Annotated in this window: 14 protein-coding genes; 10 read left to right on the forward strand and 4 right to left on the reverse strand. The window is 60.4% G+C overall.

Annotation, left to right across the window (positions count from 1 at the left end; genetic code table 11):
- Window positions 1–95: 95 nt before the first annotated feature.
- Complete coding sequence (yihA, locus tag ACLEJQ_RS10150) at window positions 96–737, forward strand: ribosome biogenesis GTP-binding protein YihA/YsxC (protein WP_440794543.1); 642 nt, start codon at window positions 96–98, stop codon at window positions 735–737.
- Between the two features lie 359 nt (window positions 738–1,096).
- Here the strand turns inward: yihA and polA are convergent, their stop codons facing one another.
- Window positions 1,097–3,862: a DNA polymerase I gene (gene polA, locus ACLEJQ_RS10155; protein ID WP_440794545.1), complete on the reverse strand. Its 2,766-nt coding sequence runs from the start codon at window positions 3,860–3,862 to the stop codon at window positions 1,097–1,099.
- Window positions 3,863–3,936: 74 nt separating this feature from the next.
- On the opposite strand from polA, the gene ACLEJQ_RS10160 reads away from it, so the two are divergent.
- Together ACLEJQ_RS10160 and ACLEJQ_RS10165 are read left to right on the forward strand one after the other, a co-directional pair.
- The gene (locus tag ACLEJQ_RS10160) at window positions 3,937–4,224 is read left to right on the forward strand and encodes a DUF2782 domain-containing protein (RefSeq protein ID WP_025211087.1); all 288 of its coding nucleotides are present in this window, start codon (window positions 3,937–3,939) and stop codon (window positions 4,222–4,224) included.
- A 59-nt stretch (window positions 4,225–4,283) separates the two neighbouring features.
- Window positions 4,284–5,234 (forward strand): homoserine kinase, encoded by a 951-nt coding sequence (locus ACLEJQ_RS10165; RefSeq protein WP_440794547.1) that lies wholly within the window; start codon window positions 4,284–4,286, stop codon window positions 5,232–5,234.
- 133 nt (window positions 5,235–5,367) lie between these two features.
- Here the strand turns inward: ACLEJQ_RS10165 and ACLEJQ_RS10170 are convergent, their stop codons facing one another.
- Window positions 5,368–6,291, reverse strand: a complete 924-nt coding sequence (locus ACLEJQ_RS10170) for a zinc ABC transporter substrate-binding protein (protein WP_440794549.1) — start codon at window positions 6,289–6,291, stop codon at window positions 5,368–5,370.
- Between the two features lie 66 nt (window positions 6,292–6,357).
- On the opposite strand from ACLEJQ_RS10170, the gene zur reads away from it, so the two are divergent.
- The 4 genes from zur to ACLEJQ_RS10190 are packed head-to-tail and all read left to right on the forward strand — an operon-like array spanning window position 6,358 to window position 9,154.
- Entirely contained in the window at window positions 6,358–6,840 is a 483-nt protein-coding gene (zur, locus tag ACLEJQ_RS10175) for a zinc uptake transcriptional repressor Zur (RefSeq protein ID WP_440794551.1), read from the forward strand.
- Window positions 6,840–7,622 carry a zinc ABC transporter ATP-binding protein ZnuC gene (gene znuC, locus ACLEJQ_RS10180; RefSeq protein ID WP_440794553.1) on the forward strand — a complete coding sequence of 261 codons (783 nt, stop codon included), beginning with the start codon at window positions 6,840–6,842 and terminating at the stop codon, window positions 7,620–7,622. The genes zur and znuC overlap by 1 nt, the downstream gene beginning before the upstream one ends.
- Complete coding sequence (gene znuB / locus ACLEJQ_RS10185) at window positions 7,615–8,403, forward strand: zinc ABC transporter permease subunit ZnuB (RefSeq protein WP_440794555.1); 789 nt, start codon at window positions 7,615–7,617, stop codon at window positions 8,401–8,403. The genes znuC and znuB overlap by 8 nt, the downstream gene beginning before the upstream one ends.
- Window positions 8,404–8,440: 37 nt before the next feature.
- A complete protein-coding gene (locus tag ACLEJQ_RS10190) occupies window positions 8,441–9,154 on the forward strand; it encodes a PA5502 family lipoprotein (protein WP_440794557.1) in 714 nt (237 codons plus the stop codon).
- Between the two features lie 252 nt (window positions 9,155–9,406).
- Here ACLEJQ_RS10190 and katE read toward each other — a convergent pair whose 3' ends face one another.
- Window positions 9,407–11,602 (reverse strand): catalase HPII, encoded by a 2,196-nt coding sequence (katE, locus tag ACLEJQ_RS10195; protein WP_440794784.1) that lies wholly within the window; start codon window positions 11,600–11,602, stop codon window positions 9,407–9,409.
- A gap of 171 nt (window positions 11,603–11,773) precedes the next feature.
- Between katE and ACLEJQ_RS10200 the strand changes: the two genes are divergently transcribed.
- The 3 genes from ACLEJQ_RS10200 (at window position 11,774) to ACLEJQ_RS10210 (ending at window position 14,290) form a co-directional block, all read left to right on the forward strand.
- Window positions 11,774–12,781 (forward strand): methionine ABC transporter ATP-binding protein, encoded by a 1,008-nt coding sequence (locus tag ACLEJQ_RS10200; RefSeq protein ID WP_440794559.1) that lies wholly within the window; start codon window positions 11,774–11,776, stop codon window positions 12,779–12,781.
- Window positions 12,781–13,443, forward strand: coding sequence for a methionine ABC transporter permease (locus ACLEJQ_RS10205; protein WP_440794561.1), 663 nt, complete (start codon window positions 12,781–12,783; stop codon window positions 13,441–13,443). The genes ACLEJQ_RS10200 and ACLEJQ_RS10205 overlap by 1 nt, the downstream gene beginning before the upstream one ends.
- A 76-nt stretch (window positions 13,444–13,519) precedes the next feature.
- Window positions 13,520–14,290 carry a MetQ/NlpA family ABC transporter substrate-binding protein gene (locus tag ACLEJQ_RS10210; protein WP_440794563.1) on the forward strand — a complete coding sequence of 257 codons (771 nt, stop codon included), beginning with the start codon at window positions 13,520–13,522 and terminating at the stop codon, window positions 14,288–14,290.
- 87 nt (window positions 14,291–14,377) lie between these two features.
- Here ACLEJQ_RS10210 and ACLEJQ_RS10215 read toward each other — a convergent pair whose 3' ends face one another.
- Complete coding sequence (locus tag ACLEJQ_RS10215) at window positions 14,378–15,145, reverse strand: sulfite exporter TauE/SafE family protein (RefSeq protein ID WP_440794564.1); 768 nt, start codon at window positions 15,143–15,145, stop codon at window positions 14,378–14,380.
- Between the last annotated feature and the right edge of the window lie 593 nt (window positions 15,146–15,738).

A 15,738-nucleotide genomic window follows, 5' to 3' on the forward strand; every position in this document is an offset into this window, starting at 1 on the left:
ACACAAAATCTGCGGCATTATATACTGGCGCCACTGAAACGGAAACGACACCGCTTGCCGCGTCCTTTCCCGACGCCGCCCACATCGGAAATCCCATGCAACTGAAAAACCCCATCCTTGGTCTGTGCCAACAGTCCACCTTCATGCTCAGCGCCGCCAAAGTCGATCAATGTCCTGACGACGAAGGCTTCGAAGTGGCATTTGCCGGTCGTTCCAACGCCGGTAAATCCAGTGCGCTGAACACCCTGACCCACGCCAGCCTGGCCCGCACTTCGAAAACCCCAGGCCGCACGCAACTGTTGAATTTCTTCAAGCTAGACGACGAACGCCGTTTGGTCGACCTGCCCGGCTACGGCTACGCCAAGGTGCCGATCCCGCTCAAGCAACACTGGCAGCGTCACCTGGAAGCCTACCTGGGCAGCCGCGAAAGTTTGAAGGGGTTGATTCTGATGATGGACATCCGCCATCCGATGACCGACTTCGACACGCTGATGCTCGACTGGGCCGTTGCCAGTGGCATGCCCATGCACATCCTGCTGACCAAGGCCGACAAGCTGACCTACGGCGCGGCAAAGAACACATTACTCAAGGTGCAGTCGCAGATTCGTAAGGGCTGGGGCGACGCGATCACCATCCAGCTGTTCTCGGCGCCCAAGCGCATGGGCCTGGAAGAGGCCTACACGGTCTTGGCCGATTGGATGGAATTGGCGGACAAGGGCAGCGACGCGGCTGAATAAGCCAAATCGCAAGCAAAAAAAACCCCGGACTTCGTATGGGGAGGGGGAAGTTCGGGGTCCAAGTTCCGGACCGCTAGGGCGGGGTCCAGATATCTGCCAACACTTAACACAACATAGGAGCATTGAAGGGCTTCACCAGCCATTCAGAATCTCTGAGTGGCAATTCACGGGTTTAGTTCAGATTATTTTTGGAAATAACCGTAGGACTTTTCCGAACTGAAACGTTTTTGCCGGTCGCGCGGTGCTCGCTGTGGCGAGGGAGCTTGCTCTCGCTGGCTGGCGTAGCTGCCCCAGAAACTTGTGAGCGCTTCGTACTCAAGCGGGAGCAAGCTCCCTCGCCACGGGGTTCATTGCTGGGCTCAGTGTGCCTCATCCCAGTTGTTGCCTACGCCCACTTCCACCAGCAGCGGCACGTCCAGGGTGGCGGCCGCGCTCATGTGCTGGCGGATTTCAGTACTGACCTGTTCGACCAGGTCTTCGCGCACTTCCAGCACCAGTTCGTCGTGGACCTGCAGGATGACTTTCGCGTCCAGTCCGGAGCTGGTCAGCCAACGATCAACCGCAACCATGGCCTTCTTGATGATGTCCGCTGCCGTGCCTTGCATCGGTGCGTTGATCGCCGTGCGTTCGGCGCCTTTGCGCAGGGCCGGATTTTTTGCGTTGATGTCCGGCAGGTACAGGCGGCGACCGAAGATGGTTTCGACGAACCCCTGCTCTGCGGCCTGAGTCCGGGTGCGCTCCATGTACGCCAGCACGCCCGGGTAACGGGCGAAGTAGCGGTCGATGTAAGCCTGGGACTGCTTGCGGTCGACGCCGATCTGCTTGGCCAGGCCAAACGCGCTCATGCCGTAGATCAGGCCGAAGTTGATCGCCTTCGCGCTGCGCCGCTGGTCGTGGGTGACAGCTTCCAACTCGACGCCGAAAACCTCGGCCGCCGTTGCCCGGTGCACGTCCAGGTCATTGCGGAATGCATGCAGCAAGCCTTCATCTTTCGCCAGGTGCGCCATGATCCGCAGTTCGATCTGCGAATAGTCCGCCGCCAGCAGCTTGTAGCCCTCCGGCGCGACGAACGCCTGGCGGATCCGCCGGCCTTCGGCGGTGCGGATCGGAATGTTCTGCAGGTTCGGGTCGATGGACGACAGGCGCCCGGTGGCGGCGACAGCCTGTTGATAATTGGTGTGCACGCGGCCGGTGCGGCTGTTGATCTGTTCCGGCAGACGGTCGGTGTAGGTGCTCTTGAGCTTGCTCAGCGAGCGATACTGCATCAGGACCTTGGGCAGCGGGTAATCCTGCTCGGCCAGTTCGGCCAGCACTGCTTCGGCGGTGGACGCCTGGCCCTTGGCGGTCTTGCTGAGCACCGGCAAGCCGAGTTTTTCGTAGAGGATCACGCCCAATTGCTTCGGCGAACCGAGATTGAATTCCTCGCCGGCGATGGCAAACGCCTCACGCTCCAGCGCCACCAGTTTCTCGCCCAGCTCGACGCTTTGCACGCCCAGCAGATTGGCATCCACCAACGCGCCCTGGCGCTCGATGCGCGCCAGGACCGGCATCAGCGGCATTTCGATTTCATTGAGCACGTTGCCCAGGCTTGGCGTGGCAGCGAGTTTTTCCTGCAACGCCTGGTGCAGACGGAACGTCACGTCCGCGTCTTCGGCGGCGTAAGGGCCGGCCAGTTCCAGGGCGATCTGGTCGAAGGTCAGCTGCTTGACGCCTTTGCCGGCGATGTCCTGGAAGTCCGTCTTGCTCTGGCCCAGGTACTTGAGGGCCAGGCTGTCCATGTCGTGGCGGGTCGCGGTGGAGTCCAGGACGTAGGATTCCAGCATGGTGTCGAAGGCGATGCCCTGAACGTAAATACCGTTGTCCTGATCACCACCGATGGCGCAGTTGGCGAGGATATTGGTCTCGAATTTGGCATGCTGGCCGACCTTGGGCTTGTCGGGGTTTTCCAGCAGCGGCTTGAGGGCCTTGAGCACGGTGTCGCGGTCCAACTGCTCCGGCACGCCCATGTAGGAATGAGTCAGCGGGATGTAGGCAGCTTCGAACGGCGCCACGGCGAACGACAAGCCTACGAGCTGCGAGTGCTGGGCATCGGTGCCGTTGGTTTCGGTGACGAAGGCAAACAGCGGGGCTTTTTCCAGCTTGCTCAGCCAAGCCTCAAAGCGCGCCTGATCGAGGATGACCTCGTATTTGGCTTCGGCACTCGGCTGCTCGTCGGCCACTTCGGCGATTTCCTGGCCGGAACGCTTGGCGTCACGCTGGTTTTCTTCGAACCAGCTCTTGAATTCCAGCAGGGTGTAGAGTTCGGCGAGCTTCTCGTGATCCGGCTCGCCCATCTTCAAGTCGTCGAGGCCGATATCCAGCGGCACGTCGGTCTTGATCGTGGCCAGCTCGTAGGAAAGGAAAGCCATTTCCTTGTGCTCTTCAAGCTTGGCGGGCAGGGTCTTGGCGCCACGGATCGGCAGCGTCGGCACGATGTCAAGCTGCGCGTACAGCTCGGTCAGGCCGCCGTTGACGCCCACAAGCAGGCCGGACGCGGTCTTCGGTCCGATGCCCGGAACGCCCGGAATGTTGTCGGACGAATCGCCCATCAGCGCCAGGTAATCGATGATCTGCTCCGGAGCGACGCCAAACTTCTCCTTCACGCCAGCCACGTCCAGCGAACTACCGGTCATGGTATTGACCAGGGTAATGTGACCGTCGACCAACTGCGCCATGTCCTTGTCGCCGGTGGAGATCACCACCGGACGGTCGGCCGCCGCGCTGCTGCGAGCCAGAGTGCCGATCACGTCATCGGCCTCGACGTTATCCACGCACAGCAGCGGGAAGCCCAGGGCCTTGACGCTGGCATGCAGCGGTTCGATCTGCACGCGCATGTCGTCGGGCATGCTCGGGCGGTTGGCCTTGTATTCGGCGTACAGCGCATCGCGAAACGTCCCACCCTTGGCGTCGAAGACCACAGCGAAGGGGCTGTCCGGATACTGCTTGCGCAGGCTCTTGAGCATGTTGAGCACGCCCTTGACCGCGCCGGTCGGCAGGCCTTTGGAGGTAGTCAAAGGTGGCAGCGCGTGAAAGGCGCGGTACAGATAAGAAGAACCGTCCACCAGGACGAGGGGAGCTTGGCTCATGAGCACGATCAACCTTTTCGGCGGGTCCGGGGCTAGAATAGCGGGACCGTTGACGACAAAGGGACAAGGTTATCATGCGTACATTAAATCGCCTGTTACTGGCTGGCTTGTTTGCAATTACCCCGTTGGCCGTCATGGCGGCGGACGATGCACCTTCGGCCGACCCGGACGTCACCATTCGCACGGAGGGCGACAAGACTATCCAGGAGTATCGGCAAAACGGTTTCCTGTACGCGATCAAGGTCACGCCCAAGAACGGCAAGCCTTATTTCCTGGTGCGTGCCGACGGTAGCGATGCAAACTTCATTCGTTCGGACCAGCCGGATATGCTGATCCCCTCGTGGAAAATCTTTGAGTGGTAATGCCGCTCTCGACTTCAACCGGCGCCCGCTGAAGGGCGCCCGTACTGGCAGTTCTAACCATGTCTGTGTTCACCCCCCTGGCTCGGCCCGAGCTGGAAACCTTTCTCGCCCCTTATGGGCTTGGCCGTCTGCTTGATTTCCAGGGGATCGCCGCCGGCAGCGAAAACACCAATTTCTTCATCAGCCTGGAGCAGGGCGAATTCGTCCTGACCCTGGTCGAGCGCGGCCCGGTCCAGGAAATGCCGTTCTTCATCGAGCTGCTGGATGTGCTGCACGAGGCCGACCTGCCGGTGCCTTACGCCTTGCGCACCACCGACGGCGTGGCGCTGCGCGAGCTGGCGGGCAAGCCCGCGTTGCTGCAACCGCGCCTGGCGGGCAAGCACATCAAGCAGGCCAACGCGCAGCACTGCGCCCAGGTCGGCGAATTGCTGGCGCATCTGCACCTGGCAACCCGCGACAACATGATCAAGCGCAAGACCGACCGCGGGCTGGACTGGATGCAGGAGGAGGGCGCCAAGCTCTTGTCACACCTGGACACCGAGGCCCGGGGGCTGCTTGAAGCAGCGCTGGATGAAATCGCCGTGCAAAAGACCGCGATCCTGGCGCTGCCTCGGGCCAACATCCACGCGGACCTGTTTCGCGACAACGCGATGTTCGAAGGCACGCACCTCACCGGGCTGATCGACTTCTACAACGCCTGCTCCGGGCCAATGCTGTATGACGTCGCCATCGCCTTGAACGACTGGTGCTCGAATGACGACGGCGTGCTCGATGGCGCCCGGACGCGGGCGCTGCTGGGGGCCTACGCGGCGCTGCGACCATTCACCGCCGCCGAGGCCGAGCTATGGCCGACCATGCTGCGCGTGGCCTGCGTGCGGTTCTGGTTGTCGCGGTTGATCGCCGCTGAGTCGTTTGCCGGGCAGGATGTACTGATTCATGACCCGATGGAGTTCCAGCAGCGGTTGGGGCAGCGGCAGGATGTTCACACACTGTTGCCGTTCGCCCTGTAACAGCAAAGCCGAGCGCTCTTGTGGCGAGGGAGCTTGCTCCCGCTGGGGTGCGCAGCAGCCCCAAGATCTTGCGGTCGCTGCGCAACCGAGCGGGAGCAAGCTCCCTCGCCACGAGGTTCTGCAAAGCAGGGGATTAAAGTGACTCCAGACACCCCGCCAAATCATTCCCCAACTTCTCCAATAGCTGCTCATACCCTTGCGCCGTTGCCGGGGTGTAGCCGCCCAGCGCATCCAGTTCCGCCAGTTTTACCGGCAACCCGGCCACCAGGGTTTCGGCCAGACGCGGGCGCAGGGGCGGTTCGCTGTAAACGCAGGTCTTGCCTACCGCCTGCAAGCGCGTGCGCATCGCCGCCACGTGCTGAGCGCCGGGCTGGACCTCGGCGGCCACGGCGAAGACCCCGGCGTGCTTGAGCCCGTAGGTGTCTTCGAAATAGTCGAACGCTTCGTGGAACACGAAATAGGGTTTGCCCGCGATCCCGGCCAAACGCGACTTCAGGCGCGCGTCCAAGGCATCGAGACGCTGGCTGAAGCCCTTCAGGTTACTTTGATAGCGAGCGGCATTGGCGGGATCGGCCGCACTCAGGTCGGCGACCATTTTCGCCGCGATCACCCGGGCATTGATGGGAGACAGCCACAGGTGGGCGTCGATGGTGCCGGGGCGGTGGTCATGATCGTGCTCATCGCCGTCATCGTCGGTATGGGAATGGCTGTCCTCGGCAAAGTGCCGCAGCTTGAGCCCCGGCAGTTCCTGCACAGCAACGGAGGGCAGCGTACGCCCATTCAGCACTCGCGGCAGGAAGCCTTCCATGTCCGGGCCGATCCAGTACAGCAGGTCCACCGACTGCACCTTGCGTACATCGGAGGGGCGCAGCGCGTAGTGATGGGGCGACGCACCGGGTGGCAACAGCACCTCGGGAGTACCCACGCCGTCCTGCACCGCCGCGGCGATCAATTGTAAGGGCTTGATGCTGGTAAGGACCTTGACGTCGGCCTGGGCCGGGCCGATCAGCAGAAAACTTGCGACAAAAGCGACAAACAGCGAAAAAAATCGGGACACGATGACCACTCAACGAGGCGAGAACCGGTAACATAATAACGTCTCTCACTGAACTCGTCGCTGCCCATGCCTATTACACCCCTTGCCAGTCGCCCCCACGATCACTCCCATTGCGTGCACAGCGCGCTGTCCGAGGCCGACGCCATCTGCGCGCGCCAGGGGCTGCGCCTGACCGCCCTGCGTCGACGGGTGCTGGAACTGGTCTGGCAAAGCCACAAGCCGTTGGGCGCCTACGACATTCTGGCCGTGCTCAGCGAGCAGGACGGCCGTCGTGCCGCACCGCCAACGGTTTACCGTGCGCTGGATTTCCTGTTGGAAAACGGCCTGGTGCATCGCATTTCCTCGCTGAACGCTTTCGTCGGCTGCAACCATCCGGAGCACGCCCACCAGGGCCAGTTCCTGATCTGCCGCGAATGCCACGCCGCCATCGAGCTGGAACAGAAGTCCATCAGCGATGCCATCGTCGCCAGCGCCGAGGAGGTCGGCTTCGTGGTCGACACCCAGACCGTCGAAGTGGTCGGCCTCTGCTCCGGTTGCCAGGGGGCCTGATGAGCAATGCCTTGATCCGCCTCGAACAGGTGGCCGTGACTTTCGCCGGGCAGAACGTGCTGGATAACATCCACCTGAGCGTCGAGCCACGGCAGATCGTCACGCTGATCGGCCCCAACGGCGCCGGCAAGACGACGCTGGTGCGCGCCGTGCTCGGTTTGCTCAAGCCGGACAGCGGCAGCGTCTGGCGCAAGCCGAAGCTGCGGATCGGCTACATGCCGCAAAAACTCCACGTGGACCCGACGCTGCCGCTGTCGGTCCTGCGCTTCCTGCGCCTGGTGCCCGGCGTGGACCGCGCACGCGCCCTGGCGGCGCTCAATGAAGTGGGCGCCGAACAGGTGATCGACAGCCCGGTGCAAGGTATTTCCGGCGGCGAAATGCAACGCGTGCTGCTGGCCCGTGCCTTGCTGCGCGAGCCTGAGCTGCTGGTGCTCGACGAGCCGGTGCAAGGCGTCGATGTGGCCGGTCAGGCCGAGCTGTACAGCCTGATCACTCGCCTGCGCGACCGTCACGGCTGCGGCGTGCTGATGGTGTCCCACGATCTGCACCTGGTGATGAGCACGACCGATCAGGTCGTCTGCCTCAATCGCCATGTCTGCTGTTCCGGACACCCGGAGCAGGTCAGCGGCGACCCGGCGTTCGTCGAGCTGTTCGGCAAGAATGCCCCCAGCCTGGCGATCTATCACCACCACCATGACCATGCCCACGACCTGCACGGTTCAGTGGTCATCGGTGCACCGGTGACCCCCCACGTTCATGGAGATGGCTGCAAGCATGGCTGATTTTCTGTTGTACGCCCTGCTTGCAGGCCTGGCCTTGGCGTTGGTGGCTGGTCCCCTGGGCTCGTTCGTGGTCTGGCGACGCATGGCCTATTTCGGCGACACCTTGTCCCACGCCGCCTTGCTCGGCGTGGCACTGGGGTTCCTGCTGGACGTCAGCCCGACGGTGGCGGTGACAGTCGGTTGCCTGTTGCTGGCGGTGGTGTTGGTAACCCTGCAGCAACGCCAACCGCTGGCGTCCGACACGTTGCTGGGCATCCTGGCGCCGAGCACGCTGTCCCTCGGCTTGGTGGTGCTCAGTTTCATGCACGAGGTGCGCATCGACCTGATGGCCTACCTGTTTGGCGACCTGTTGGCGATCAGCCCGGTGGACTTGTCATGGATCCTCGGTGGCAGCGCGGGGGTGTTGCTGTTGCTGGTGGCGTTGTGGCGTCCGTTACTGGCGATTACCGTGCATGAGGAACTGGCGCGGGTCGAAGGCCTGCCCGTGACAGGCCTGCGCATGGCGTTGATGCTGCTGATCGCAGTGGTCATCGCGGTGGCGATGAAAATCGTCGGTGTGTTGCTGATCACTTCGTTGCTGATCATTCCGGCGGCTGCGGCACAGCGTCACGCCCGCTCGCCGGAACAGATGGCCCTGGGCGCGAGCCTGCTGGGCATGCTTGCGGTGTGTGGCGGGCTGGCGCTTTCCTGGTTCAAGGACACCCCGGCCGGCCCGTCAATCGTGGTCAGTGCCGCTGCGCTGTTTCTGCTGAGTTTTGTCCTGCCCCGTCGAGGGGTGTAGACTTGCTCGCTTTTTGCGCAAATAGAGAGTCGCAGGAATGAAGCCGTTCGCCTCCCGTTATCTGCTCCTTGTCGCGTTTTCCCTGCTGCTGGGTGCTTGCCAGAGCACCCCGCCGGTCACCGAGGCTCCCGATACCCGGGGCCCGGCCATCGCACAGCTGGAACAAAGCCTGGCCGCCAATGAGCTGGCCACCGCTGAAGAACAGCTTGCCGCGTTGCAGGCACAGTCGTCCGCAGACCCGTCGCTGGAGCCGTATCAACGGCAACTGGCCGAGGCCTATCTGCGTCGCAGCCAGATCGACCTGCAAAAAGGCGATGTGAACGCCGCCGCGACGGCCCTGAGCCGCGCCCGCGCGTTAATGCCCAAGGCCCCGGCGCTGACCGGTGAAGTCAACAACGCCATTGCCGAAGCCCGGAAAGCCGAGCTGGATAAGGCCGAAGCCGACCTCAAGGCCGCCGAGACCAAACCCGTCGCCAAGCTCATCGACCCGAGCGCGGAGAGCACCACGGTTGCGTTGAATATTGGCGATATTCAGCAAATGCGTCGGCAACTGGATGCTATCGCCGCTGATGTGGTGGCTTATCAGTGTGACGTCAGCCTCCAGGTGCCGCGTACCGATGATTACCCGTGGTTAGCGAACCTGCTGACCAAGCGGGTCAAAAAGCTCGACCCCGGGTTTGAACTGAAACTGCGCAAACAGATTTTGCGTAGCGTACCGGCGCAGATGGTCCTCACACCGCGCAAGCATTAAAAGCATCGCGAGCAGGCTCGCTCCCACAGTAGGGTGTGGTGGATACAAAATTTGTATTCACACCAAATCCACTTTGAGAGCGAACCTGCTCGCGATGGCGGTGGGTCAGCCAGGCAGATGTTGAACGTACCGCCGCCTTCGCGGGTAAACCCGCTCCCACAGGGTTCTTTGGCGGATACCAAATCTGTATTCACACCAAATCCACTGTGGGAGCGAGCCTGCTCGCGATGGCTTCCTACCTGCCGCCACTCATCAAGCCGGTACCGCCTTGGCCTTGGGCTCCCGTGCCCAAACTCGATGCTGTGCAATCGCCGCAAAAAACCGCGAAAAACCGCTCGCCTCTGCATCCTCTATCAAGCCTGCATCCACCTCCAGCTTCAACTCCACCAGCAACTGCCGAGCCTCACCATGTAGCCCGATGGCCTTCAGATGCTTGTAGGCTTCCAGCACGTAATGCAACGCCACGCCGTCCCGGCTCAGGGCCTTGATCGACTCTGCGCCGCCCGGTACGAATACCGCGTCGAAAGCAATCGACGGCATGCCTTCCATGGATGCATCCACTGCCAGAGGCAGCCCATCGGCCGTGGTCACCGGCGCGGAAGTCGGCCCGAGCACTTTGGCGTGAGCACCCTCGGCCTTCAGGGCCTGTTTGAGCGCATCGATAATTGCCCCATCCACCCCGTTCGCGACCAGCACCGCGACTTTGCGCGTCTTGATGTCACCCGATAACAGGTTCGCCTGGCTCAATGCCGGCGATTTCTCCAGCGAAGGCGTCGGCACATCGACTGTGCAAGCAGTCGGCGCCGGTAACCCCAGGTTCTTCGCAACCCGTGCCGCCAGCTCCAGATCAATGTTGGCAAGGATCTCATTGACCTGCCGCGCCCGGATGAACTCGCGCTCCACCTTGCCCAGCTCGAAGCTGTAGGCGGCGATGATGTGCTCCTGCTCGTGCGGGCTCATGCTCTTGTAGAACAACCGCGCCTGGGAGAAGTGATCGCCGAACGAGTCACTGCGCTGGCGGATCTTGTAGGCATCGATCCGCTCCGGATAGCTCTCGAATCCGCCATCCGCCGGACCTGCCGGGGTTTCCTTCGGCCAGCCACCGTCGATGGAGTTCGGCTCGTAGGAGGTGCGCCCCTTGTCAATGGTGCTGCGGTGCATGCCGTCGCGCTGGCCGTTGTGTACCGGGGTGATCGCCCGGTTGATCGGCAGCTCATGAAAATTCGGCCCGCCGAGTCGGCTGATCTGCGTATCCGTGTAGGAAAACAGCCGGCCTTGCAACAACGGGTCGTTGGTGAAGTCGATACCCGGCACGATATGCCCTGGGCAGAACGCGACCTGCTCAACCTCGGCAAAGAAGTTGTCCGGGTTGCGGTTCAGCACCATCTTGCCCAATGGCGTGATGGGCACGAGTTCTTCCGGGATCAGCTTGGTCGGGTCGAGCAGGTCGAAGTCGAACTTATGCTCGTCTTCCTCGGCGACGATCTGTACGCCCAGTTCCCATTCCGGGTAGTCCCCCATCTCGATCGCCTCCCAGAGATCGCGACGGTGAAAGTCGGTATCTTTACCCGCCAGTTTCTGGGCTTCGTCCCACACCAGTGAACAGGTCCCGACCTTGGGCCGCCAGTGGAATTTGACGAAGCTGCTGCGACCTTCGGCATTGATCATGCGGAAGGTGTGCACGCCGAAACCCTGCATGCTGCGCAGGCTCTTCGGAATGGCCCGGTCGGACATCGCCCAGATCACCATGTGCGCCGATTCCGGCACCAGCGAAACGAAATCCCAGAACGTGTCATGGGCCGAGCCGCCAGTAGGAATCTCGTTGTGCGGTTCGGGTTTTACCGCATGGACAAAGTCGGGAAACTTCACCGCGTCCTGGATGAAGAACACCGGCATGTTGTTACCTACCAAGTCGAAGTTGCCTTCGTCGGTGAAGAACTTCACGGCGAAGCCACGTACGTCACGCACGGTGTCACCGGAACCCCGTGGACCTTGCACCGTGGAAAAGCGCACGAATACTGGCGTTTTTTTCGCCGGATCCTGTAGGAATCCGGCCTTGGTCAACGCCGAATGCGCTTCATAGCTCTGAAAGTAACCATGGGCGCCGGTGCCGCGGGCGTGAACGATGCGCTCCGGGATGCGCTCATGGTCAAAGTGCGTGATTTTCTCACGCATGATGAAGTCTTCCAGCAGCGACGGCCCGCGAGCCCCGACGCGTAGGGTGTTCTGGTTGTCGGAGATTTTCACGCCCTGGTTGGTGCGCAACGCCTGCTCGGTGGCGTCGGAGCGGAACTGTTCCAGGCTCTCGAGCTTGGCATTGGTATTGCTGCGATCCAGGGTGTCGGTTCCGGCCAGTTGGCTCTCGGTGCCGGTGGGCTTTTGGGTACTCATCAGGCGTAACTCCTCTTTTGCATCCCTGCCAGGGCCAGGATTCTTGAGTGGTTTAATGAGTGACCGACACCGTTGCGCTGCGTTCCTTTTTTATGTCCTTTGATCGTCTTATTGCCAAATCACTGGCCCAATCGCAAATAAATGCTAAGTACCTCTATACGGACAGGCTAAAATGCGCGCCCGGCTAACCGCTGACCCTTTTCCAACGCGCCTCACAAGGTTCGCTACGTGATCGAGTTTCAAAACGTCCATAAAACCTACCGGGTTGCCGGTAAGGATATCCCCGCCCTGCATCCGACCAATCTGAGGATTGAGAATGGCCAGGTCTTTGGTCTGATCGGCCATTCCGGTGCGGGAAAAAGTACCCTGCTGCGTCTGATCAATCGCCTGGAAGAGTCCAGCGGCGGCAAGATCATCGTCGACGGCGAGGAGATCACTGCCCTGGACGCCAACGGCTTGCGGCGTTTCCGTCAGCAGGTCGGGATGATTTTCCAGCACTTCAACCTGCTGGCCTCCAAGACCGTTGCCGACAACGTGGCGCTGCCGCTGACCCTGGCCGGCGAGTTATCACGCCATGAAATCGACCAGCGCGTTGCCGAGCTGCTGGCTCGCGTGGGTTTGTCCGACCACGCCAGGAAATACCCGGCGCAATTGTCCGGCGGCCAGAAACAGCGCGTCGGCATTGCACGCGCCTTGGCGACCAAGCCCAAGATTTTGCTGTGCGACGAGGCCACCAGCGCCCTCGACCCGCAGACCACTGCGTCAGTGCTGCAACTGCTGGCGCAGATCAACCGCGAGCTGAAGCTGACCATCGTGCTGATCACTCATGAAATGGACGTGATCCGTCGGGTCTGCGATGAAGTCGGTGTGATGGACGCCGGTGTGATCGTCGAGCAAGGCCCGGTGGCCCAGGTGTTCCTGCACCCCAAGCACCCGACCACCAAGCGTTTCGTCCAGGAGGACGAGCAGATCGACGAAAGCGAACAGCGCGACGACTTCGCCCACGTACCGGGTCGCATCGTGCGTCTGACATTCCAGGGCGACGCGACCTACGCGCCGCTGCTCGGAACCGTCGCTCGGGAAACCGGGGTGGACTACAGCATCCTGGCCGGTCGCATCGACCGCATCAAAGACACCCCCTACGGGCAACTGACCCTCGCCATCACCGGCGGTGACATGGACGCGGCGTTTGCCCGCTTCACCGCAGCCGATGTCCACATGGAGGTGCTGCGCTGATGGAATTTTTTGCAAATATCGACTGGCTGGAAATCTGGCTGGCCACCGGCGACACCTTCCTCATGCTGTTCGGTTCGCTGCTGTTTACCGTACTGCTCGGCCTGCCGCTGGGGGTGCTGCTGTTCCTGTGCAGCCCGCGTCAGTTGCTCGAAGCCCAGGGCGTTTATGCGCTGCTGTCGCTGATCGTCAACATCCTGCGTTCGCTACCGTTCATCATCCTGTTGATCGTGATGATCCCGTTCACGGTATTGATCACCGGTACCTCGCTGGGCGTAGCCGGAGCGATTCCGCCGCTGGTGGTCGGTGCGACACCGTTCTTCGCCCGCCTGGTGGAAACCGCCCTGCGCGAAGTCGATCGCGGCATCATCGAAGCAACCCAGGCCATGGGCGCAACGACCCGACAGATCATCGTCAACGCCCTGCTGCCGGAAGCCCGCCCGGGCATCTTCGCCGCGATTACAGTGACAGCCATTACGCTGGTGTCCTACACGGCCATGGCCGGCGTGGTCGGCGCCGGTGGCTTGGGCGACCTGGCGATCCGTTTCGGTTACCAGCGTTTCCAGACCGACGTGATGGTAGTCACCGTGGTGTTGCTGCTGGTGCTGGTCCAAGTCCTGCAAACCGTGGGCGACAAACTGGTTGTGCATTTTTCAAGAAAATAAGGCCTCGCGCCCATAAACCATGAGCCAGCCATTCGCTGGCAGGCGCCGCAAGCGGGCGCCCAAAGGAGTTAGCTGAATGAAGAAATTACTGGTTGCCTTCGCTGCCGTCGCAGCGTTTTCCGCCCACGCCGACACCCTGACCGTCGCGGCCACGCCGGTGCCCCACGCGGAAATCCTCGAATTCGTCAAACCGGCGTTGGCCAAGGAAGGCGTGGACCTCAAGGTCAAGGTCTTCACCGACTACATCCAGCCGAACGTACAAGTTGCCGAAAAACGCCTGGACGCCAACTTCTTCCAGCACAAGCCGTACCTGGATGAATTCAATAAGGCCAAGGGCACACACCTGGTGGGCGTGACCGGCGTGCACCTGGAACCTCTGGGCGCGTACTCCAGCAAGTACAAGAAACTGGAAGAACTGCCGGGCGGCGCCAATGTGGTGATCCCTAACGACGCCACCAACGGTGGCCGTGCGCTTCTGCTGCTGGCAAAAGCCAAGGTGATCACGCTGAAGGATCCGACCAACATCCTCTCGACCACCAAAGACATCATCGAGAATCCCAAGGGCCTGAAATTCCGTGAACTGGAAGCCGCGACCATCCCGCGGGTGCTGACCCAGGTTGACTTGGCGCTGATCAACACCAACTACGCGTTGGAATCCAAACTGGATCCGTCCAAGGATGCCCTGGTGATCGAAGGCAGCGACTCGCCCTACGTGAACATCCTGGTGGCGCGTGAGGATGATAAGGACAGTGAAGCGATGAAGAAGCTGGAGGCGGCGCTGCATAGCCCGGAAGTGAAGGCGTTTATTCTGGAGAAGTATAAAGGCGCGGTTTTGCCGGCGTTCTGATTTGATCGGGTAGTAAAAAAAACGGGGCTGCGGGGGAATGCAGCCCCTTTTTTTTTTGGAATGTTGATGCCATTTCTCGGAACTCAGTCATAGCAATATGGATAGCCCCATCCGGCCGATAAGAAACACCAGTAAGAAAAGAAACAATATACGAATTAATCCACTCCCATACCGTAAGGCCAAAAAAGTGCCTGTTAGAGCACCCGCCATATTACACACCGCAACCCATCCACCGATGGCCCACAGTACATGTCCTGAAGGTATAAAAAATAATAGCGCCGCGCTAAACGTTCCCAAGTTGATCAGTTTTGCTGAGGCCGACGCATTGAGGAAATCGTAGCCAAAATATTTGACAAAAATAAATAACAGAAGGCTACCACTGCCAGGACCAAAAACCCCATCGTAAAACCCTACCAACCCACCAAAAAAAATCCCTAATAAGACTTCTCTGGTTCCACACTGAACGTTTGAGTGAACACGCCCTAGATCTTTTTTTGCAAATGTATAGATAGCCATCGCTACCAATATGAAAAAGACAACATATTCCATAATCGCTTTTGGCACGAGCGAAACGGAAAGTGCGCCCAGAAAGGAGAATACAAAAGCTGAAGCCATCGTTGGAAGCATGAGCCTCCAAACGATTTTTATTTTCTTGAGGTAACTGAATATAGAAGAAATATTTCCTGCAAGAACAGCCAGCTTATTGGTTCCAAAAACAGTGCTCAACGAGTACTGGGGCAATGCTTGGAGGAGAGCTGGCACTTGCACTAACCCGCCGCCTCCCACGGCCGCATCTATCATCCCCCCGCAAAAAGCAAAAAAGCCCAACGCAACCATGGCATATTCAACTTGCATAAATCACCCGTCCTTGAACCCCTGGATTCACTATGCATTATTTCCCAATCACGAACTCACGCCTGCATAGGTTTTTTTACTATTCTTTATATACCATTGATTTTTGATTAATCCTGAAGGTTGCGGCGGGCAACGATCCAACGTCCAAGCCACCATTAAGTGCAGGTAAACGATAGAAAACCTGGACCAGGCGGACAAGCCAGCGGATTCCGGCGTAGGTGTAGGCAAAGGCGCAAGGATGGGTAGCTTGGTGGAACGGTTAGTGACGGGGGATTAACCAGGAGCGCTTTTTGGGTTGTGATTGGAGGTTGGTCTGTGGGAAAGGGGGCTGGCTGGGTTGCGGCGGCTGCACAGCCCAGCGTGAGCAAGCACCCTCGCCACGGTGGGCCCGTTTAAGACGGGGACAACTCGCGCCTGGGTTGGAAATCTCCAAAGCGGGTTTCCATGAGCCATTGCGTTCAAATTTTCATACGAACCGCCTAGGCAGCGTTTCGGCGTATGGCGTTTCGCCTGCCGTCTACGCTGCCAACCCTAGGATCTGCTTCATTGTTTTACACCCCTCATGATAAATTCCCGCCGCGACCTCTAATCAC

The sequence above is a fragment of the Pseudomonas sp. SMV71 genome, assembly GCF_052042015.1.
Taxonomy (GTDB): Bacteria; Pseudomonadota; Gammaproteobacteria; order Pseudomonadales; family Pseudomonadaceae; genus Aquipseudomonas.